Origin of the sequence: Rhodopseudomonas faecalis, from assembly GCF_003217325.1 — a bacterium.
Classification (GTDB): Bacteria; Pseudomonadota; Alphaproteobacteria; order Rhizobiales; family Xanthobacteraceae; genus Rhodopseudomonas; species Rhodopseudomonas faecalis.
The window spans coordinates 67,865-86,264 of sequence record NZ_QJTI01000009.1 but is presented as its reverse complement, the minus strand read 5'-3'; the positions used below and the strand labels follow the sequence as shown (position 1 = coordinate 86,264).

At 65.8% G+C, this 18,400-nt stretch carries 21 protein-coding genes and 1 pseudogene; 14 read left to right on the top strand and 8 right to left on the bottom strand.

Annotated features, from left to right (window positions below; genetic code table 11):
• Positions 1 to 74 precede the first annotated feature (74 nt).
• Positions 75 to 677, bottom strand: a complete 603-nt coding sequence (locus BJ122_RS09300) for a UbiX family flavin prenyltransferase (protein ID WP_027279343.1) — start codon at positions 675 to 677, stop codon at positions 75 to 77.
• Complete coding sequence (locus BJ122_RS09295; RefSeq protein ID WP_110780782.1) at positions 674 to 2,194, bottom strand: UbiD family decarboxylase; 1,521 nt, start codon at positions 2,192 to 2,194, stop codon at positions 674 to 676. Before BJ122_RS09295 ends, BJ122_RS09300 begins: the two co-directional genes overlap by 4 nt.
• A gap of 110 nt (positions 2,195 to 2,304) precedes the next feature.
• On the opposite strand from BJ122_RS09295, the gene ubiT reads away from it, so the two are divergent.
• Genes ubiT through BJ122_RS09280 form a run of 3 tightly spaced genes read left to right on the top strand, consistent with a single transcriptional unit; the run spans position 2,305 to position 4,801 of the window.
• Entirely contained in the window at positions 2,305 to 2,847 is a 543-nt protein-coding gene (gene ubiT, locus BJ122_RS09290; protein WP_027279345.1) for a ubiquinone anaerobic biosynthesis accessory factor UbiT, read from the top strand.
• A gap of 3 nt (positions 2,848 to 2,850) precedes the next feature.
• Positions 2,851 to 3,828, top strand: coding sequence for a ubiquinone anaerobic biosynthesis protein UbiU (gene ubiU / locus BJ122_RS09285; protein ID WP_110780781.1), 978 nt, complete (start codon positions 2,851 to 2,853; stop codon positions 3,826 to 3,828).
• A gap of 52 nt (positions 3,829 to 3,880) precedes the next feature.
• The gene (locus tag BJ122_RS09280; RefSeq protein ID WP_110780780.1) at positions 3,881 to 4,801 is read left to right on the top strand and encodes a U32 family peptidase; all 921 of its coding nucleotides are present in this window, start codon (positions 3,881 to 3,883) and stop codon (positions 4,799 to 4,801) included.
• A gap of 218 nt (positions 4,802 to 5,019) precedes the next feature.
• On the opposite strand, the gene BJ122_RS09275 is transcribed toward BJ122_RS09280, so the two are convergent.
• From BJ122_RS09275 to BJ122_RS09260, 4 genes are all read right to left on the bottom strand, one after another.
• The gene (locus BJ122_RS09275; protein ID WP_110780779.1) at positions 5,020 to 6,222 is read right to left on the bottom strand and encodes a multidrug effflux MFS transporter; all 1,203 of its coding nucleotides are present in this window, start codon (positions 6,220 to 6,222) and stop codon (positions 5,020 to 5,022) included.
• Positions 6,223 to 6,329: 107 nt separating this feature from the next.
• Positions 6,330 to 6,731, bottom strand: coding sequence for a VOC family protein (locus BJ122_RS09270; RefSeq protein ID WP_027279349.1), 402 nt, complete (start codon positions 6,729 to 6,731; stop codon positions 6,330 to 6,332).
• Positions 6,732 to 6,966: 235 nt separating this feature from the next.
• A complete protein-coding gene (locus BJ122_RS09265) occupies positions 6,967 to 7,350 on the bottom strand; it encodes a cell division protein ZapA (protein WP_027279351.1) in 384 nt (127 codons plus the stop codon).
• Positions 7,347 to 7,664, bottom strand: coding sequence for a DUF4164 domain-containing protein (locus tag BJ122_RS09260; RefSeq protein ID WP_110780778.1), 318 nt, complete (start codon positions 7,662 to 7,664; stop codon positions 7,347 to 7,349). Before BJ122_RS09260 ends, BJ122_RS09265 begins: the two co-directional genes overlap by 4 nt.
• A gap of 197 nt (positions 7,665 to 7,861) precedes the next feature.
• Between BJ122_RS09260 and BJ122_RS19445 the strand changes: the two genes are divergently transcribed.
• From BJ122_RS19445 to BJ122_RS09220, 9 genes and pseudogenes are all read left to right on the top strand, one after another.
• Complete coding sequence (locus tag BJ122_RS19445) at positions 7,862 to 8,005, top strand: hypothetical protein (protein ID WP_210205445.1); 144 nt, start codon at positions 7,862 to 7,864, stop codon at positions 8,003 to 8,005.
• A 2-nt stretch (positions 8,006 to 8,007) separates the two neighbouring features.
• Positions 8,008 to 8,247: a hypothetical protein gene (locus BJ122_RS19000; RefSeq protein WP_146227174.1), complete on the top strand. Its 240-nt coding sequence runs from the start codon at positions 8,008 to 8,010 to the stop codon at positions 8,245 to 8,247.
• 3 nt (positions 8,248 to 8,250) lie between these two features.
• Positions 8,251 to 8,598 (top strand): annotated as a pseudogene (locus BJ122_RS09250) (transketolase-like TK C-terminal-containing protein); the annotation flags it as partial.
• A gap of 130 nt (positions 8,599 to 8,728) precedes the next feature.
• The gene (gene gap, locus BJ122_RS09245) at positions 8,729 to 9,736 is read left to right on the top strand and encodes a type I glyceraldehyde-3-phosphate dehydrogenase (protein ID WP_110780776.1); all 1,008 of its coding nucleotides are present in this window, start codon (positions 8,729 to 8,731) and stop codon (positions 9,734 to 9,736) included.
• Between the two features lie 168 nt (positions 9,737 to 9,904).
• Positions 9,905 to 11,098, top strand: a complete 1,194-nt coding sequence (locus BJ122_RS09240) for a phosphoglycerate kinase (RefSeq protein WP_110780775.1) — start codon at positions 9,905 to 9,907, stop codon at positions 11,096 to 11,098.
• Between the two features lie 272 nt (positions 11,099 to 11,370).
• Positions 11,371 to 12,396, top strand: a complete 1,026-nt coding sequence (locus BJ122_RS09235) for a class I fructose-bisphosphate aldolase (protein WP_110780774.1) — start codon at positions 11,371 to 11,373, stop codon at positions 12,394 to 12,396.
• 6 nt (positions 12,397 to 12,402) lie between these two features.
• Positions 12,403 to 13,095 (top strand): thiamine phosphate synthase, encoded by a 693-nt coding sequence (locus BJ122_RS09230; protein WP_110780773.1) that lies wholly within the window; start codon positions 12,403 to 12,405, stop codon positions 13,093 to 13,095.
• A complete protein-coding gene (locus BJ122_RS09225) occupies positions 13,092 to 14,288 on the top strand; it encodes a tetratricopeptide repeat protein (protein ID WP_110780772.1) in 1,197 nt (398 codons plus the stop codon). Before BJ122_RS09230 ends, BJ122_RS09225 begins: the two co-directional genes overlap by 4 nt.
• Before the next feature lie 93 nt (positions 14,289 to 14,381).
• Complete coding sequence (locus BJ122_RS09220; protein ID WP_110780771.1) at positions 14,382 to 15,170, top strand: inositol monophosphatase family protein; 789 nt, start codon at positions 14,382 to 14,384, stop codon at positions 15,168 to 15,170.
• Positions 15,171 to 15,527: 357 nt separating this feature from the next.
• Here BJ122_RS09220 and BJ122_RS09215 read toward each other — a convergent pair whose 3' ends face one another.
• Together BJ122_RS09215 and BJ122_RS19440 are read right to left on the bottom strand one after the other, a co-directional pair.
• Positions 15,528 to 16,316 carry an SDR family NAD(P)-dependent oxidoreductase gene (locus BJ122_RS09215; RefSeq protein ID WP_110780770.1) on the bottom strand — a complete coding sequence of 263 codons (789 nt, stop codon included), beginning with the start codon at positions 16,314 to 16,316 and terminating at the stop codon, positions 15,528 to 15,530.
• 231 nt (positions 16,317 to 16,547) lie between these two features.
• Positions 16,548 to 16,775 carry a hypothetical protein gene (locus BJ122_RS19440; protein WP_103011566.1) on the bottom strand — a complete coding sequence of 76 codons (228 nt, stop codon included), beginning with the start codon at positions 16,773 to 16,775 and terminating at the stop codon, positions 16,548 to 16,550.
• Positions 16,776 to 17,007: 232 nt separating this feature from the next.
• Between BJ122_RS19440 and BJ122_RS09205 the strand changes: the two genes are divergently transcribed.
• Positions 17,008 to 17,421 (top strand): YciI family protein, encoded by a 414-nt coding sequence (locus BJ122_RS09205; RefSeq protein WP_110780769.1) that lies wholly within the window; start codon positions 17,008 to 17,010, stop codon positions 17,419 to 17,421.
• A gap of 94 nt (positions 17,422 to 17,515) precedes the next feature.
• On the top strand, positions 17,516 to 18,217 hold the full coding sequence (locus BJ122_RS09200; RefSeq protein ID WP_110780768.1) for a TetR/AcrR family transcriptional regulator: 702 nt from the start codon (positions 17,516 to 17,518) through the stop codon (positions 18,215 to 18,217).
• Positions 18,218 to 18,400: the final 183 nt, after the last annotated feature.

Sequence of the window (18,400 nt, the reverse complement as noted above, 5' to 3'; positions counted from 1 at the left end):
CGCATCCCGGAATGACAAAGGGAGAGGCCGATGCGGCGCGCCGAGAAGCAGCCCCGTTGCTCGCGCCAATCAGCTCACGGCCGCGGGCAGGTCGGCGGCGTGTCGTCGCTCCATTCCGGCGGCGGCACGCTGAGATCGTCAGCGCCCAAAAGGCCGATCGCGCGCATCGCCATGTGCTCGATCATTTCCGATAGCGATTGCGGGCGCAGATAGAACGCCGGCGCCAGCGGCGCGACGATGCCGCCATATTCGGTGACCTGCGCCATCGAGCGGATATGGCCGAGATGCAGCGGGCTCTCGCGCAGCATCAACACCAGCTTGCGCCGCTCCTTGAGCTGCACGTCGGCGGCGCGGGTCAGCAGCGTGTCGAGATTGCCGCTGGCGATCGCCGACAGCGAGCGGATCGAGCACGGCGCGATGATCATGCCGAGCGCGCGGAACGAGCCCGAGGCGATGCAGGCGCCGACGTCGTCAATGTGATGATAGCGATGCGACAGCGCCGCGGCCCGCGCCAGCGCGCCGTCGCCGACCTCGTGGCGGATGGTGCGTTCGGCGGCGCGGGTGGCGACCAGATGAATCTCGCAGGCATCACGCGCCGCGAGCAGTTCGACAATACGGATACCGACCGCGGCCCCCGAGGCGCCGCTGATACCGACGATAACGCGGGGGGTATTCACGGTCTGGCCTTTCGTGCCGGCGCCGGCATGGTCAGGCCGAGCGATGACCACATCGCATCGACCCGCTTCACCACCGCCTCATCCATCTTCAGCACCTCGCCCCATTCGCGCGAGGTTTCAGTGCCGATCTTGTTGGTGGCGTCGATGCCGAGCTTGCCGCCCAGCCCCGATTTCGGCGAGGCGAAATCGAGATAATCGATCGGTGTATCGCTGATCGACACCATGTCGCGCGAGGTGTCGCAGCGGGTCGAGACCGCCCACATCACGTCGGCCCAGTCGCGGACATTGATGTCCTCGTCGACGATGATCAAAAGCTTGGTGTAGCTGAACTGCGGCAGCATCGACCACAGCCCCATCATCAAGCGGCGCGCCTGGCCGGGATAGCGCTTCTTGATCGCGGCGATCGCGATCCGGTACGAGCACGCCTCCGGCGGCAGCCACAGATCGACGATCTCCGGAAACTGCTTCTGCGCCACCGGCAAGAAGACCTCGTTGAGCGCTTCGCCGAGCCGCGAGGGTTCATCCGGCGGCCGCCCGGTATAGGTCGACAGATAGACCGGGTCCTTGCGCATTGTGATCGCGGTGACCTTCATCACCGGGAATTGCTCGACCGAGTTGTAATAGCCGGTGTGGTCGCCATAGGGCCCTTCGGCGGCGGTCTCGGTGGCCGACACCATGCCCTCGATCACGATCTCGGCGTCGGCCGGCACCTGCAACGGCACGCTGACGCATTGGGTCATCAGGGGCCGTTCGCCGCGCAACAGCCCGGAGAATTTGATTTCGGACAGGTCTTCCGGCAGCGGCAGCACCGCCGACAGAATCATCGCCGGATCGGCGCCGATCGCGATCGCGACCGGCATGTCGCGGCCCTGCTTCTGCCATTGATGGAAATGCTTGGCGCCGCCGCGATGCGCCAGCCAGCGCATGATCACGCGGTCGCGGCCCAGCACCTGGATGCGATAGACCCCGACATTGTCGGCGCCATCTTCCGGCGGCCGGGTGAACACCAAGGGCCAGGTGATCAGCGGCGCCGGCTCGCCCGACCACGGCACCTGCACCGGCAATTGCCCCAGATCGATGTCGTCGCCCTGCAGGACCACGCCATGCACCGGCGCGCCCTTGGCGGCCTTGGGCCGCATCGACAGCGCGGCGCGCGCCAGCGGCAATTTGCTGAGGGCGTCGGCGAATGATTGCGGCGGGGTGGGCGCGCGCAATTCGGCGAGCGTCTCGCCAAGGCTGCGCAATTGCTCGGGCGCGATGCCAAAGCCCCAGGCGATCCGCTCGACCGTGCCGAACAGATTGACCAGAATCGGCATCGCCGACAGCTGGCCATCAGCCTTGATCGGCTGCTCGAACAGCAGCGCAGGGCCGCGCTCGGCCAGCACCCGGCGGTGGATTTCTGTGATCTCATGCACCACGGAGACCGGACGGCGGATTCGCACGAGCTGGCCGCGGGATTCCAGGTACCCCATGAACGCGCGCAGGTCCGGAAACGGCGGTTTGACGCGGTTCAGCATTGTTTCTCCGTAACAGGGTATTTGGTCATCATGGGTATCCGTCACTGTCTTTGATCCCGCGCAAAGAACTCTACGCCCGGAATGGTATCGACGCCCCTAAAGGGTGGCCCATGTCGGTATCCAATTCTTCCGTCACTAGGATGCCAGTGCCGCTTGCGCTGGCTGCGCGTGTATTGCCGTTGTTGCCGTTGCAGGTGTTACTGAACATTTGCCTCGGCGAAATTCGTTCGCGGCATCCTCGCATTTTCGATCGTCTCGGTTCCAACACCGGCAAGCGGTACGGCCTTGAGCCGACCGATCTGCCGATCGCATTCGTGCTGGAGCCGCGGCGCATGAATCCCCGCATCACTGTGGTGCGCTCGTTGCCGTCGAATCTTGATGCCCGCATCGCCGGGCCGCTGTCGGCGCTGATCGGCATGACCGACGGCTCCTATGACGGCGACGCGCTGTTCTTCTCGCGCGATATCCATGTCGACGGCGACATGGAGGCGGTGGTCGCGTTGCGTAACGCGATCGACGACTCCCGTGTTGATTTCCTTTCAGAATCCGTGCTCTGGCTCGGACCGCTAGCAGCTCCGATTGAGCGGATCCTGCGCAGCATCGTCGGCTCCCCATCTGCCCGTGAGGAGATGGGTGTCGGACGTGGAGGATAATTCATGGAATTGATCTGTCCGGCGGGAACCCCGTCGGCTCTGCGCGACGCGGTCGCGGCCGGCGCCGATGCGGTTTATTGCGGCTTTGCCGATGAAACCAACGCCCGCAACTTCCCGGGGCTGAATTTCAGCCGCTCGGAAATGGCGGAATCGATCGCGCACGCCCATCAGGCGGGCGTTAAGGTGCTGGTTGCAATCAACACTTTTGCGCGCGCCGGATCGGTCGGTCTGTGGCATAGCGCGGTGGACGACGCCGTCGATGCCGGCGCCGATGCCGTGATCGTCGCCGACGTCGGCGTGATGGATTACGTGGCGCGCACCCATCCGCAGCAGCGTCTGCACATCTCGGTGCAGGCCGCCGCCGCCAATCCGGACGCGATTCGCTTTTATGTCGATCGCTTCAATGCCAAGCGCGTGGTGCTGCCGCGCGTGCTCAGCGTTCCTGAGATCGCTGCGATCGGCAAGGAAGTGAACTGCGAGACCGAAGTGTTCATTTTCGGCGGTCTGTGCGTGATGGAAGAAGGGCGCTGCTCGCTGTCGTCCTATGCCACCGGCAAGTCGCCGAACATGGACGGCGTGTGCTCGCCGGCGAGCCACATCCAGTATCGCGAAGAGAACGGCATGCTGGTGTCGCGGCTCGGCGAATTCACCATCAACAAGTTTGCCGCCGGTGAGGCCGCCGCCTATCCGACGCTGTGCAAGGGCCGCTACCAGACCTCGGAAGGCTGCGGCTATCTGTTCGAGGACCCGACCAGCCTCGACGCCACCACCATGCTGCCCGAGCTGAAGAATGCCGGCGTTTGCGCGCTGAAGATCGAAGGCCGGCAGCGTGGCCGCGCCTATATCGAGCGCGTGGTGCGCACCTTCCGCCAGGCGCTGCGCGCGCTCGACGCGGGCCAGCCGATCCCGACCGACGAATTGCGCGGTCTGAGCGAGGGCCAGTCGACCACGACGGGCGCCTACAAGAAAACCTGGCGTTGATGCCGGCGATCATCCGATCGGCATCTGATCGCAACAGACAACGGGGCGGCGTATGAAGCTCACTCTTGGACCAGTGCTGTACAACTGGAAGCCCGAGGAATGGCGCGATTTCTATTTCCGGATCGCCGATGAAGCGCCGATCGACAGCGTCGTGGTGGGCGAGGTGGTGTGCTCCAAGCGCGCCCCCTTCCTCGCCGACCACATGCCGGCGGTGATCGAGCGGCTCGCCGCTGCCGGCAAAGAGGTGGTGCTCGGCTCCCTGATGCTGATGTCGCTGGCGCGCGAGCGCAATGCGATGGCGGAACTGGCCGCCGACAACAGCTTCATGATGGAAGTGAACGATCTGTCGTGCCTCGGCATGATCGGCGACCGGCCGCATGCGATTGGTCCGTTCGTGAACATCTATAACGAAGCGACCGCGACCTATTTCGCCTCGCACGGCGCCAAGCGCATCTGCCTGCCGCCGGAGCTGCCGATGACCGCGATCCGCGCGATCGCCGGCGCGCTGCCGGATGTCACCATCGAGGTGTTCGGCTTCGGCCGTGCGCCGCTGGCGATCTCCGCGCGCTGCTATCACGCCCGGCTCAACAAGCTCAGCAAGGACAATTGCAAGTTCGTGTGCGAGCAGGACCCGGACGGGCTGGCGGTGATGACGCTCGACAACGAGCCGTTCCTGGCGATGAACGGCGTGCAGACGCTGTCCTATGCCTGCACCAGCGTGATCAACGAGATTGGCGAGCTCGCCAAGGCCGGCGTGCGTTCGCTGCGGTTGTCGCCGCAGCAATGCGACATGGTCGCGGTGGCCAAGCTGTATCGCGACGTGATCGACGGCAAGAAGACTCCGGCGGAAGCCTCCGCGGCGCTGACCGGCCTTTATTCGGTGCCGGTTGCCAACGGCTTCCTCTATGCCAAGCCGGGCTCGACCTTCGTCACCAACGTCGCCGAAGCGCAGCGCACCGCCCGCGCGATGTAACGCGCCAGGGCTATACCATCGGGTCATACCAATGACCGTCATGCCCGCGCTTGTCGCGGGCATCCACGTCTTGAAGACGCCGAAAGATCAAAGACGTCATGGCCGGGACGAGCCCGGCCATGACGTGCGGAGTAGTTAGTATCAATCGCCGTCGGTATTACACTCTCGTCTTTCTGCAAACATCAACGCGCCGCTCAGCCCCCGAGCGGCGCGTTTTGCTATTCGGCCGGCAGCGGCGCCGGCGCGCGGCGCGGCAGCGCGATCAAGGCAATGGTCGCAGCGCCGAGCGCGCACAGCGCGATCGCACTCACCATCGGCAACGCGCTGCCATCCACGAACTGGCTGAGCACGCCGATCACCGCGCCGCCGACCATCATCTGCACCGTGCCGCTCAGCGCCGACACGCTGCCGGCGATCGGGCCGTGCTCGTCGAGCAGCATCACCATGATCGGCGGCAGCGTCAGCCCGAGGCAGGCGAAGATCGCAAACAGCATCGCCATCAGCGCCATCAGGTCATCGAGCCCGGCCAAGGTCAGCGCCAGCAGTGTCAGTGCCAGGCTGGCGTAAAGCGCCATGCCGAGCCGCATGACGCGCGGGATGCCGAGCCGCGCGCCAAGCGGCGCCGAGCATTGCGAGCCGGCGATGAAGCCGATCGCATTGAGCGCGAACGCCAGGCTGTAGTGCAGCGGCGTCAGCCCAAAATGCTCGATGTACACGAATGAGGAATTGGCCAGGAACGCAAAGAAGCTGGCCATGCCGAGCCCGCCGACCAGCGACAGCGCCCAGAAGCGGCGCTCGCTCAGCACTTGCGCAAATGTGCCTTTGACGCGGCGCAGCCCGCCGCTGAGCCGCTGCGCGGGCGGCCTGGTTTCCGGCAGCAGCGTCGCCACCAGCACCATGGCGAGCAGCGCCGCCACCGTCATCGCCACGAACACCGCGCGCCAGCCGAGCGGCACGATCAACGCGCTGCCGAGAAGCGGCGCAAAGATCGGCGACACGCTGAACACTAGCATCACCAGCCCCATCAGCCGGGTCGCGGCGATGCCGGTGTGCAGGTCGCGCACCACCGCGCGCGGGATCACCGTCACCGCCGCGGCGCCGATGCCCTGCAGCAGCCGGCAGCCGATCAGCCAGCCGATATCGGGCGAAAGGCTGCAGCCGAGCGCGCCGAGCGCGAATAATGCGAGGCCGAAATAAAGCGGCGGCTTGCGGCCCCACGCATCGGAGGCCGGGCCATAGACGATCTGGCAGACGCCGAAGGCGAGGAAATAGGCGGTCAGCGACCACTGGGTCGCGGCTGCCGAGGCGTGCAGATCGCCGGCGATCGCGGGCAGCGCCGGCAGATACATGTCGATCGCGAACGGGCCGATCGCCGACAGCAGCCCGAGCACCACGGCGTTTTTGACAAAACTCGACGGCATCGCCCCGCCCTCCGCTGATCGACAACGCGGGAACCTGCGAAGGCTTCCTCGCTGCGGAACAGGCCGGGGAACAAGCGGGCAGGGCGGGCGTGATTAGAGCGGGGCCGTCACTCGCAATTGATCATCCACGGGATGCCGAACCGATCGACGCACATGCCAAAGCGGCGCGCCCAAAACGTCTTGTCGATCGGCATGGTGATCTCGCCGCCATCAGCGAGCGCGGCGAACACCCGATCGGCTTTCGCCGGGTCCTCGACCTGCAGCGACACCGCAAATCCAGCCGGCGGCTTGGCGGTGCCGGGCGGGGCATCGGCGGCCATCAGCACCTCGCCATCGATCGAGAGCTGCGCATGCATGACCTTGCTGGCCCATTCCGGCGGCACGTGGTCGGCGGCCGGGCTGCCCTGGTAGCGCGCCATCATGTCGACTTTGCCGCCCAGTGCGCGGACGTAATAGTTGAAGGCTTCCTCGCAATTGCCGTTGTAGAGCAGATAGGGATTGACCTGCATGTTCGATCCTTCGTTGTGCGCTGGCCGTAAGGTCATCGTGCGCTTCGCCAGTCTTTCGCATGCCGCAAAGCAGCGAAGCATTCGATCGCCGAGGCGGCGCGTTTCATCAATCGGAGTAGTGACCTGATGTTCCAGCGTTGACCGCGGCTTCTTGAGGAGCCTTCCTGCAAGATCACTGAATGTCCCGACGCAAGGCGTCCAATGGCCCCGCTCTCCGTTCTTGCCGCGACGTTGCTCAGCCGATCGCGATGCCGCCGCCGATGGTGCGGTTCAGCACCTGGGTGGTCTTTTCGATCCGTTCGGCAGCCGAATTGAGTGCGGCGACCACTGCGCTTTCCACCACCTTGGCGGCGGCGCCGCCTTCGATCAGCGCGGCGCGCTCATGTTGCAGTGCCTCGATCCGGTCGCGGGCGTCGAACAATTCGTCCGAGACGGTGAGCGCCGCCATCACCACCAGCCGGGCATCGCCGATCTCGCCGAACCGATCGCGCAGCCTTGCAATGCGCGCGGCAAGATCGTCGGCGAGCTGAATCAGCCGGGTTTCCTGCCCCTCTTCGCAGGCCATCCGGTACTGACGGCCGTTGATGGTGACATTGACGTGGCTGTTGGCTCCGCTCATGCGCGTTCGTCCTCCGGCTTCAGCACGGTGCGCAGACTGCCGATCGCGGCGTCCAGCTTGGCGGCGATTTCGCGATTGGCGCGCTCCAGATTGCGGGTGCGTACCAGCGAGGTGTCGAGTTCATCGGCCAGCCGCGAGCGATCGACGCCGAGCGCGTGAATCCGCGAGGCCAGCTCGTCCTCGTCGCGATCGGCTTCGCTACGCCGTTCCGCCGCGCCTTCCAGCGCGTCGAGCGCCGCCATCAGCCGCCGCGTCGCGGCCTCGATCTCGGAGGACATCGATAGAGCCAAGGAACCGGGACGACGGTCAGTCATTGGTGGCGCGGGCCTTCTCTCGCAGCCCGGCAGCTGCGCCGGGCAAGCCTTTGACTTGCAAACGTATGTGGCGCGGAAGGCAAGCGCAACGTCATGACTCAACTATACACGACAAAGCGGAGCCCGCGCCCGACCCGCGCCGATCAGCAGAAGCCGATGCGAGATGGAACAGCGGTGCCGAATACCTGTCCGCGACCATGGCCAATGCGATTCGCGCGCAGGCGGAGCGATGGCTCGGCGCGGAATTTTGCGGCGCGATCGTTGATCACTACTCCTGCGTGGCCTGCGCCGACGGCGACCTGATGAAAGGCGTCCAGTCCCGCGATGATCGCGCCCATTGACGATGAGGGTATTACCATCGCCAGCGCCGCTGGCGCTGACCGACTTTGGTGATCAGCTGGCGCGGTTCCGGGGCCATGGCTGGAATGGATTGGCGATCGCTGCCCGCCATCAGCAAGTGATCGCGGCGGCGATGGCTGAAACCAAGGCGGCGGCGCATGGTGAGCCGCTCGGCGCGGCGCCGATCGCCGACGCCTCCCATCGCTGCGCTCGCGACGGTTGCGAATTAATCGCAACAGCGTGACCCGCGCAGGTCACGCTGTTTGCCTCAGGCTCGGAGCTGATGATTGCGGTCGCCGCGCAGCGGCTGCGGGCGGAGCGCGACATTTCGACCCGGGTAGAGTCGGTGCCGTCGCTCGATCTGCTGCTGGCGCAGCCGGCCAGCGTCCGCGCGGCGATCATCGGCGCGGCGCCGGTGACAATCGCGGTGGAAGCCGCGGTGCGGTTCGGCTGGGATGCCGTGATCGGACCGGACGGCGGATTTGTCGGTATGCACAGTTTTGGTGCGAGCGCCCCGGCGCGCCACCTTTTCCGCCATTTTGGCCTCACTGCGGAGGCGGTAGCGGCCGCAGCGCGCGCCAAGCTCGCGGGCTGATCAGCCCGAGCGGTTCAGGAAAGTAACCCTCTCCACGATGACGCATTGCATCGTGCCGCCATTCAGGGCAAGACACTGCCCAATCTTACACCTTCCATTAACTTGACGTGAGCGCTTGAGGAGAAAGTGAATGGCAGTTCGGGTTGCGATCAACGGATTTGGCCGCATTGGCCGCAATGTGCTGCGTGCCATCTATGAGGCCGGCCGCAACGACATTGAGGTGGTGGCGATCAACGATCTCGGCCCGGTCGAGACCAACGCCCACCTGCTGCGCTTTGACTCGGTTCATGGGCGGTTTCCGGGTACCGTGACGGTCGACGGCGACTCGATCGACCTTGGCAAGGGCAAGATCAAGGTGACGGCCGTGCGCGACCCCTCGACGCTGCCCTGGAAGGAGCTCGGCGTCGACGTGGCATTGGAATGCACCGGCATTTTCACCGCCCGTGACAAGGCGGCGGCCCATCTGACCGCTGGTGCCAAGCGCGTGCTGGTTTCGGCGCCCGCGGACGGCGCCGATGCCACCATCGTCTATGGCGTCAACCACACCTCGCTGACCAAGGACCACCTGGTGGTCTCGAACGGTTCCTGCACCACCAACTGTCTGGCGCCGGTCGCCAAGGTGCTGAACGACACCGTCGGCATCGAAACCGGCTTCATGACCACCATTCACTCCTACACCGGCGACCAGCCGACCCTCGATACCCTGCACAAGGATCTGTATCGCGGTCGTGCCGCGGCGATGTCGATGATCCCGACCTCGACCGGCGCCGCCAAGGCGATCGGCCTGGTGCTGCCGGAACTGAAGGGCAAGCTCGACGGCGTCGCGATCCGCGTGCCGACCCCGAACGTCTCGGTGATCGACCTCAAGATCATCGCCAAGAAGGCCACCACCAAGGAAGAGATCAACGAGGCGATCAAGCGCGCCGCCGCCCAGGAGCTGAAGGGCATCCTCGGCGTCACTGACGCGCCGAATGTGTCGATCGACTTCAACCACGATCCGCACTCCTCGACCTTCCACCTCGACCAGACCAAGGTGCAGAACGGCACGCTGGTGCGGGTGATGTCCTGGTACGACAATGAATGGGGCTTCTCGAACCGCATGGCGGATACCGCCGTGGCGATCGGCAAGCTGATCTAACCTCTGGTGCCTCAAGGCCGGAGCAGCCCCGCGCTGCCCCGGCCGAGGGGTGATTGTTGTGAGGCGTCACGCCCGTCGTGGCGCCTTATCGTAATTCACAGTCCATCCCGTTCCGGCACGTCGTCCGGCCGATCCCCAAGCTTTCCCGCGCGTGAGTTGAGAGATCCGATGACCAAGACCTTTCGCACCCTTGATGACGCCGACCTGAAGGGCAAGCGCGTGCTGCTGCGCGTCGACCTCAACGTTCCCATGGACAAGGGCGTCGTCACCGACGACACCCGCCTCGAACGCATCATGCCGACCATCACCGAGATTTCGGACAAGGGCGGCAAGGTGATCCTGCTGGCTCATTTCGGCCGGCCGAAGGGACCCGATCCGAAGGACTCGCTGAAGCCGATCGCGGCGGCGCTGTCGGGCGTGATCAAGCGTCCGGTCGCTTTCGCCGAGGATTGCATCGGCGAGGTCGCGGCAGCGGCGATCGCGGCGATGAAGGACGGCGACGTGCTGTGCCTGGAAAATACCCGCTTCCACAAGGGCGAGGAAAAGAACGATCCGGCGTTTGTCGAGGAACTCGCCAAGCTCGGCGACCTGTGGGTCAATGACGCGTTCTCGGCGGCGCATCGCGCGCACGCTTCGACCGAAGGCGTCGGTCACAAGCTGCCGGCCTATGCCGGCCGCACCATGCAGGCGGAAATCGACGCGCTCAACAAGGCCCTCGAAGCGCCGAAGCGTCCGGTGATCGCGATCGTCGGCGGCGCCAAGGTCTCGACCAAGATCGACCTTTTGGAAAACCTCGTGACCAAGGTGCAGGCGCTGGTGATCGGTGGCGGCATGGCCAACACCTTCCTGCACGCGCAGGGCGTCGGCGTCGGCAAGTCGCTGTGCGAGAAGGACCTGGCCCCGACCGCGCGTCGCATTTTGGAGAAGGCGGAAGCCGCCAATTGCGCGATCATCCTGCCGGTCGACGCCACCGTGGCGTTCCACTTCGAAGCCAATGCCCCGGCCTTCGCCTATGGGCTCGATGCGATCCCGGCCGACGGCATGATTCTCGACGTCGGCCCGCGCTCGATCGAGCGTATCAATGCCGCGATCGACGATGCCGCGACGCTGGTCTGGAACGGCCCGGTCGGCGCGTTCGAGTTGACCCCGTTCGACAAGGGCACCGTGACCGCCGCCAAGCACGCTGCGGCACGCACCAAGGCCGGCAAGCTGATTTCGGTGGCGGGCGGCGGCGACACCGTCGCGGCGCTGAACCAGGCCGGCGTGGCCGAGCAGTTCACCTACATCTCGACCGCGGGCGGTGCGTTCCTGGAATGGATGGAAGGCAAGCCGCTGCCGGGCGTCGAGGTTCTCAAGATCTGATCCGCCGCCAATTCTGATCCGCCGCCAAGGCGGTTCGCACAAGAATCAAGAACGGCCGGCCGGCGGTGATGCCGCTTGGTGCGGCCGTTTTTCTGTTGTCTGGCGGGTCGCCAGCGGGCGCTGGTTGCCACGCGCTCGGCCTGCCGGCGTCACCCTCGTCCCGAAGTGATGGGCTGCCACCCGCCACAGCGCGTTGAACCGCGGTTGGCGGTGTGTTTGGTTTTGGCAGGACTGCCGCCATTCAACCACATAGCAGCCTTAGGGAGCCTCCGATGAAACTGGCCGAACTTCACGCGATCGCCCAGGCCATGGTGCAACCGGGCAAGGGCATTCTCGCCGCGGATGAATCCGCAGGAACCATCAAGAAGCGTTTTGACGCCATTGGCGTCGCTTCCACCGAGCAGTCGCGCCGCGACTATCGCGAGATGCTGTTCCGCAGCGAAGCTGCGATGCAGGGCTGCATCTCCGGCGTGATCCTGTACGACGAAACGATCTGGCAGGATGCCGCCGACGGCACGCCGCTGATCAAGCTGATCGAGCAGGCTGGCAGCATTCCCGGCATCAAGGTCGATGAGGGCACGCAGCCGCTGCCGTCCTGTCCGGGCGAGACCATCACCATCGGCCTCGACCGGCTCGCCGAGCGCTTGGCGCGCTATTACCAGCGCGGCGCGCGCTTTGCCAAATGGCGCGCGGTGATCGACATCGGCGATGGCATTCCGAGCTATGCCGCGATTCACACCAACGCCCATGCGCTGGCGCGCTATGCCGCGCTGTGCCAGGCGGCGCAGATCGTGCCGATCGTGGAACCGGAAGTCTTGATGGATGGCGGCCACGATATCGATCGCTGCTATGAGGTGACCGAATTCGTGCTCAAGGAAACCTTCCAGGAACTATATTATCAGAAAGTGGCGCTGGAAGGCATGATCCTGAAGCCGAACATGGCGGTTGCCGGCAAGAAGGCCGCCAAGCCGGCCGGGATCGCCGAAGTGGCGGAGAAGACCGTGAAATTGTTGAAGGCTTGCGTCCCGGCAGCGGTGCCGGGAATTGCGTTCCTGTCTGGTGGCCAGTCCGATCAGGACGCCACCGCCCATCTCGATGCGATGAACAAGATCGGTGGGCTGCCGTGGCATCTGACCTTCTCCTATGGCCGCGCGCTGCAGGCCGCGCCGCAGAAGGCGTGGGCCGGCCAGGCGGCCAATGTCGCCGCCGGTCAGGCCGCTTTTTCGCATCGCGCGCGCATGAATGCGCTGGCCAGCCGCGGCCAATGGGATGCGGCGCTCGAGAGCAAGGCTGCTTGACCGACCATGGCTGCCAAACCGCTTCCGCCGCCGCCCGCACCCCGGCTCTATCTCGCCACGCCGCAGATCGATGATCCGGCGCCGCTGGCGGCGGCTTTGCCCGCTGTACTCGCCGCTCAGGATGTCGCCGCGCTGCTGCTGCGGCTGGCGCCGTCTGATCCGCGCAGCCTGATCACCCGCGCCAAGGCGATCGCGCCCGCGGTGCAGAAGGCCGGCGTCGCGCTGCTGCTCGATGGCGAGCCCGAATTGGTGGCGCGCTCAGGGGCCGACGGCGCCCATCTTCACGGCATCGCCGCGCTCAAGGAGTTTGCCGACAAGCTGCAGCCGGACCGGATCGCCGGGGTCGGCGGTCTGCGCACCCGGCACGACGCCATGCTCGCCGGCGAAATCGGCGCCGATTACGTGCTGTTCGGCGAGCCGGAGCGCGAAGGTCAGCGCCCGGCCTCGGATGCGATCGCCGAGCGGCTGCAATGGTGGGTCGAGCTGTTCGAGCCGCCTTGCGTCGGCTACGCGCTGTCGTTTGAAGAGGCCGAGGAATTTGCCGCTGCTGGCGCCGATTTCGTGCTGGTCGGCGATCTGATCTGGAATGATGCCCGCGGTCCGGCCGCGGCGCTCGCGGATGCCGCCGCGGCGATCGCCCGCGGCTATCAGGCTGTGTTGGCCGCTCACGCCGCCGCCAGCGGAGCAGCCCCGCAATGACGGTGCGCGCCGCGCTGCGGGTTATGGCGTTTCTGGGGGCGGCGTTGCCGGCTCCCTATGCGGCCGCGCAGCTGTCGCTGTCGCCGCCGGCGCCGATCCCCGCTGCTCCCGACAACCGTCCGGCTCCGCCCGCGGCCCGTCCGGCGCCACCCGCGCCGCCGCCGCGCGCCACGCCGCCGCAGGCGCAGCCGAGGCCGGCCGCGCCGCAGCCGGCACCCAAGGCGGAAACCCGTCCGGCGCCGAAGCCTGCGGCCAAGCCCGCGGACAGCGCCGCCAAGCCCGATGCGTCCAAGAAGCCTGCGGCAGCACCCGCCGCCGCGCCGCCGGCCAATACCGCCGCGGCGCCGTCCGAGGATGGCAGTGCCGACTTGGTCTATGGCGCCTATCAGCGCGGCCACTACAAGACCGCGCTCGACCTCGCCACCAAGCGCGCCCAGGAGTACGGCGACCCCAAGGCGATGACCATGCTGGGCGAGCTCTATTCCAACGGGCTCGGCATCAAACGCGACTTCCCCAAGGCGGTGGAGTGGTACACCCGCGCCGCGGAAGCCGGCGACCGCGAGGCAATGTTCGCGCTCGGCATGATGCGGCTGGCCGGTCGCGGCGGTCTGCCCAGCCGCGCCGAGGGTGCCCGCTGGCTGGCGTCGTCCGCCAAGCTCGGCAATCCCAAGGCGGCCTATAACCTCGCTTTGCTGTATCTCGACGGCCAGACCTTTCCGCAGGACGTCAAGCGCGCCGCCGAGCTGTTGCGGCTCGCTGCCGACGCCGGCAATGCCGAGGCGCAATACGCGCTGGCGACCTTCTACAAGGAGGGCACCGGGGTCGAGAAAAACGTCGAGCAGGCGGTGCGGCTGCTGCAGGCCGCGGCGGTGTCCGGCAATGTCGATGCCGAGGTCGAATATGCGATCGCGCTGTTTAATGGCACCGGCACGCCTAAGAACGAAGTCGCCGCGGTGGCGCTGCTGCGCAAGGCGGCCCGGCAGAATAACGCCATCGCCCAGAACCGGCTGGCCCGGGTGCTGGTCACCGGGCAGGGCGCGCCGATCGACCGGATCGAGGGCCTGAAATGGCATGTGGTCGCCAAAACCGCCGGAAAAGGCGACCTGATGCTCGATGAAGCGCTGGCGCAATTGTCGCCGGAGGAGCGGGCCCAGGTCGACGAGGCGTCGCGCAAATGGCTCGGCACCAAATGAACCGCCCTTGACGCCGCTGCCCTGGCAGGGCAATCCCCACCCCTTCCTTTAATCCAGACACAGACCTGCCCCCCAGGTCATTTCGGACCGATCATGCTGCAATCCGCCCTCATTAACGTCATGGTCAAGGCCGCGCGCCGCGCCGGACGGAGCCTCGCGCGCGACCTCGGCGAGATCGAGCACCTGCAAGTGTCGTTGAAAGGTCCCGCCGATTTCGTCAGCAAGGCCGATAAGCGCGCCGAACAGATGCTGTTCGAGGATCTGACCAAGGCGCGGCCCGGCTATGGCTTCTACGGCGAGGAGTTCGGGCGGCGCGAGGGTACCGACAAGAGTCACACCTGGATCGTCGATCCGCTCGACGGCACCACCAATTTCCTGCACGGCATCCCGCAATTTGCGATCTCGATCGCCCTGCAGCGCGAAGACACCATCATTGCCGCGGTGATCTACAACCCCGCCAATGACGAGCTGTACACCGCCGAGCGCGGCAAGGGCGCGTTCATGAACGATCAGCGCTTGCGCGTCGCCGGCCGCCGTCAGCTCCATGACTGCGTGATCGCCTGCGGCCTGCCGCATATCGGCCGTGGCAATTTTACGCTGGCGCTCAAGGAAATGGCGGTGCTGCAGCCCAAGGTCGCCGGCTTCCGCCGTTTTGGCGCGGCTTCGCTCGATCTGGCGCAAGTGGCTTCTGGCCGGTTCGACGGTTATTGGGAGCGCAATCTGTCGGCCTGGGATATCGCGGCCGGCATCCTGATGGTGCGCGAAGCGGGCGGTACCGTGTCCGAGATCGACGGCGGCGACCTGCTCACCACCGGCAATGTGGTGTGCGGCAACGAATACGTGCACGACGAACTGACGCGGCTGCTGCGCCCGCTGAAGTAATCGCGGCGCGACGCCTGCGCACACGACGTTATCAACCTGTCATGCCCGCGCTTGCCGCGGGCATTTTCGTTTTGGAAGCAGTGCAGGGGTAGCCTCTTATCCCTCCCCCTTGTGGGGAGGGTGGACGGCCCGATGTCAATCGGGCCGGACGGGTGGGGGTATCCGGCAAACGGATAGAGTCAGCGAAGGTGTTGCGCGCTGACCATCGAGTTGAATTTATCGGTGCAGCGCGCAAGGCCCCCCACCCCGGCGCTTCGCGCCGACCCTCCCCACCGCTACGCGGGGGGAGGGAGGGGACGCTGCTCACGATCGTCTCTCCCGAGCTTTGTTTCCAGCAAGCCCGAAAGAACTTTTGGACTAAGTCGCGCGGGTCTTGCCGCGCAGGGTCGGCAGGCCGATGCCGGCGGCATCGAAGCCGCCATCGACCGCCAGCACCTGGCCGGTGATGTAGCTCGACTGATCCGAGCACAGGAAATAGATGGCGTCGGCGAGCTCGCGCTCCAGCCCGTAGCGGTTGAGCGGAATGGCGTCGTGATAATCGGCGCGGATCGCCGGCGAATGCACCTCTTTGGCCATCGCGGTGTCGACCGGGCCGGGCGCCACCGCATTGACGCGAATCCCGACCTCGCCCAGCTCCGCCGCGCATTGTTTGGTAAAATGCGCCAGCGCCGCTTTGCTGGAGCCATAGGCGGCGCGCAGCGTCGAGGCGCGCAGTGACGAGATCGAGGTGACGTTGACGATGGCGCCGCCGCCGTGCTGCTGCATCAAGGGCACCGCCGCGGTGGTGCAGATGAACGGGCCGGTGACGTTCACCGCCATGATGCGCGCCCATTCCTCGTCGCTGGTCTCCATCAGCGGCTTGAAGATCGCGATGCCGGCATTGTTGACCAGCGCGTCGAGCCGGCCGAAATGCGCCGCGGCGCGCGCGATGTCGGCGCGGACTTCCACGGCATCGGTGACGTCGCAATGCAGCGCCAGCGTCGCCTCGGGCCGGTCAAGCGTCGCCATCGCCTCTGCCAAGGTTTCGTTGTTGCAGTCGAGCAGCGCCACCCGCCAGCCCTCATTGAGGAAACGTTGTGCCGCCGCAAAACCGATGCCGCGTGCTGCGCCGGTGACCACGGCGACCTTGTTAGCGCTGCTGTTCATCTGCGTCCCCTTATTGACTCCGCATCGTCACTATAGCCTGTCCCGGCGCAGGCTCGCGCGGCTTTTGTGCGACGCAGCAGCGCAGCCAAAAGACGATGCGCGTTGTCATCGCGCTGCAATTTTCATGAATGCGAGATCGGCGTTCGGTCGATTCGGCGGCCCGGTTGCCGCGCCCGTCATCGGTGCCTTGCTATCAAGGCGCGCTGCTTGAGATTGCTGTGAGCGCCTTGGCTATCGGACGTAGAACGCCATTGCTGCCACGACCAGCATGGCTGCGAGCGCCAGCGCTTGCAGCATCATGTCGCCGACCATGCGCCTGGAGAGGTCTTTCATCGCAGCCCCCGTTTCGTCCGCAGCGGTGCTGTGGCGCGGATCGCGCCACAGCAGGATCGCTACAAGGCTCGCATCGCTACAAGCCACGTATCGCACAACAAGCACATGGAGGGCTGCGCGTGGCATTGGCTTCAAGAAGCCTGCCGACAGCAAATCTGCGCGATGAACTGCGTGAGCGCCTGCGTCCCCATGATGAGCACGCCGGTTTTATTCCCCAACGGCGGAACTCATCAGCGAAGCGTGGCCAGCCAATGCGGCGGGAGTTTGTCAGCAGTTGTCATCGCGCCGCGCTGCATCCGTTGCGGGCGTACTGCGTTAGTGCTGTGGCGCGGGGCACCATCAGGCAACGGAGAGCGCGATGCGTTTCATGGTGATTGTCAAAGCCAGTGCCGACAGCGAAGCGGGCGTGATGCCGACCACCGAGCTGTTGACTGCGATGGGGCGGTTCAATGAAGAGATGGTGCGGGCCGGCGTGATGGTCGCCGGCGAAGGATTGCAGCCGAGCAGCAAAGGCGCGCGCGTGCACTTTAGCGAGGCTGAGCCCAAAGTGACGCGCGGACCGTTTTCCGATCCGCAATCGCTGATCGCTGGTTTCTGGCTGATCGAGGTCGGCTCGCTTGATGAGGCGATTAGCTGGATGAAGCGCGCGCCATTTCCCAGCGGCGATGCCATCGAGATCCGCCAAGTGTTTTCCGCCGAGGATTTTGGCGAGGCACTGACCCCCGAACTGCGCGAACAGGAACAGCGGCTGCGCGCCGGCCTGTCGTCCTGATTGGGGCCAGCGGCGCCGAGAGCAGGCGGAGCGGGCGCGCGCCACTGCGCGCGGGCCGTGACCTTTGCGCGCAGCTCATGTAAAAGCCCTTCACATGAGCTGGCGCAAGGAACAGAGCCGCGCTGAGCGCGGCTACCATCACGGCAATTTGAAAGAGGCGTTGCTGCAGGCGGCACTCGGCTTGATCGCCGAGAAGGGGCCGGGCGGCTTCACCTTTGCCGATGCCGCGCGCATGGCCGGCGTCAGCCCGGCCGCGCCTTACCGGCATTTTCGCGATCGCGACGAATTGTTGTCGAGCATCGCGCAGCGCGGTTTTGAGCAGTTCGAGGCGGAGCTGGCTGCGGCCTGGGATGATGGCCGTCCTGACACCAACTCGGCGTTCCAGCGGGTCGGCAAGGCCTATCTGGCGTTCGCGCGCCGCGAACCGGCGTACTACTCGGCGATGTTCGAATCCGGCGTGCCGATCGATCGCAATCCGCTGCTGATGGCGGCGTCGGAACGCGCTTTCAATGTGATCCGCGCCGCAGCCGAGCGGCTGGTGGCACTGACCCCGCCCGGCGTGCCGCGGCCGCCGGCGCTGATGATGGCGCTGCACATCTGGTCGATGGCGCATGGCATCGCCTCGCTGTTCAGCCGCGGCGACGGCGCCCGCCGCAAATTGCCGATGGCGCCGGAAGAACTGCTGGAGGCTGGCGTGCTGATTTATCTGCGCGGCCTTGGCTTCCCGGCCGGGTCGTCCGAGCCGAAAGCGCCAGAGCCGAAGCCGGCCGGCCCATGGGGCGCGCCGCGCCCGTAACCGCCTTACGCGCGCTGTTTTCAAAACGCCAGATCATAAGCTCGCGCTGATCGGGTCTCAGTCCGTCGGAACCGACAAGCGCCAGCGCCCGTTCCCTTGATTGCCGCGAATTAATCTTGGCCGCGCTTGACAAATGGCAGGACAGGTTTAGCTATGTAAATGTTATTTACATTCACACGGCAT

What these genes read in the sequence shown, in the direction of transcription:
- BJ122_RS19440 (WP_103011566.1), bottom strand. Translation starts at nt 16,775, where the DNA reads ATGCCACGCGCAGCCCTCCATGTGCTTGTTGTGCGATACGTGGCTTGT.
- BJ122_RS09230 (WP_110780773.1), top strand. Translation starts at nt 12,403, where the DNA reads ATGGCTGCCAAACCGCTTCCGCCGCCGCCCGCACCCCGGCTCTATCTC.
- BJ122_RS09225 (WP_110780772.1), top strand. Translation starts at nt 13,092, where the DNA reads ATGACGGTGCGCGCCGCGCTGCGGGTTATGGCGTTTCTGGGGGCGGCG.
- BJ122_RS09200 (WP_110780768.1), top strand. Translation starts at nt 17,516, where the DNA reads ATGAGCTGGCGCAAGGAACAGAGCCGCGCTGAGCGCGGCTACCATCAC.
- BJ122_RS09205 (WP_110780769.1), top strand. Translation starts at nt 17,008, where the DNA reads ATGCGTTTCATGGTGATTGTCAAAGCCAGTGCCGACAGCGAAGCGGGC.
- BJ122_RS09295 (WP_110780782.1), bottom strand. Translation starts at nt 2,194, where the DNA reads ATGCTGAACCGCGTCAAACCGCCGTTTCCGGACCTGCGCGCGTTCATG.
- BJ122_RS09275 (WP_110780779.1), bottom strand. Translation starts at nt 6,222, where the DNA reads ATGCCGTCGAGTTTTGTCAAAAACGCCGTGGTGCTCGGGCTGCTGTCG.
- ubiT (WP_027279345.1), top strand. Translation starts at nt 2,305, where the DNA reads ATGTCGGTATCCAATTCTTCCGTCACTAGGATGCCAGTGCCGCTTGCG.
- BJ122_RS09260 (WP_110780778.1), bottom strand. Translation starts at nt 7,664, where the DNA reads ATGACTGACCGTCGTCCCGGTTCCTTGGCTCTATCGATGTCCTCCGAG.
- BJ122_RS19445 (WP_210205445.1), top strand. Translation starts at nt 7,862, where the DNA reads ATGGCCAATGCGATTCGCGCGCAGGCGGAGCGATGGCTCGGCGCGGAA.
- gap (WP_110780776.1), top strand. Translation starts at nt 8,729, where the DNA reads ATGGCAGTTCGGGTTGCGATCAACGGATTTGGCCGCATTGGCCGCAAT.
- ubiU (WP_110780781.1), top strand. Translation starts at nt 2,851, where the DNA reads ATGGAATTGATCTGTCCGGCGGGAACCCCGTCGGCTCTGCGCGACGCG.
- BJ122_RS09270 (WP_027279349.1), bottom strand. Translation starts at nt 6,731, where the DNA reads ATGCAGGTCAATCCCTATCTGCTCTACAACGGCAATTGCGAGGAAGCC.
- BJ122_RS09280 (WP_110780780.1), top strand. Translation starts at nt 3,881, where the DNA reads ATGAAGCTCACTCTTGGACCAGTGCTGTACAACTGGAAGCCCGAGGAA.
- BJ122_RS09215 (WP_110780770.1), bottom strand. Translation starts at nt 16,316, where the DNA reads ATGAACAGCAGCGCTAACAAGGTCGCCGTGGTCACCGGCGCAGCACGC.
- BJ122_RS09265 (WP_027279351.1), bottom strand. Translation starts at nt 7,350, where the DNA reads ATGAGCGGAGCCAACAGCCACGTCAATGTCACCATCAACGGCCGTCAG.
- BJ122_RS09220 (WP_110780771.1), top strand. Translation starts at nt 14,382, where the DNA reads ATGCTGCAATCCGCCCTCATTAACGTCATGGTCAAGGCCGCGCGCCGC.
- BJ122_RS09240 (WP_110780775.1), top strand. Translation starts at nt 9,905, where the DNA reads ATGACCAAGACCTTTCGCACCCTTGATGACGCCGACCTGAAGGGCAAG.
- BJ122_RS09235 (WP_110780774.1), top strand. Translation starts at nt 11,371, where the DNA reads ATGAAACTGGCCGAACTTCACGCGATCGCCCAGGCCATGGTGCAACCG.
- BJ122_RS19000 (WP_146227174.1), top strand. Translation starts at nt 8,008, where the DNA reads ATGAGGGTATTACCATCGCCAGCGCCGCTGGCGCTGACCGACTTTGGT.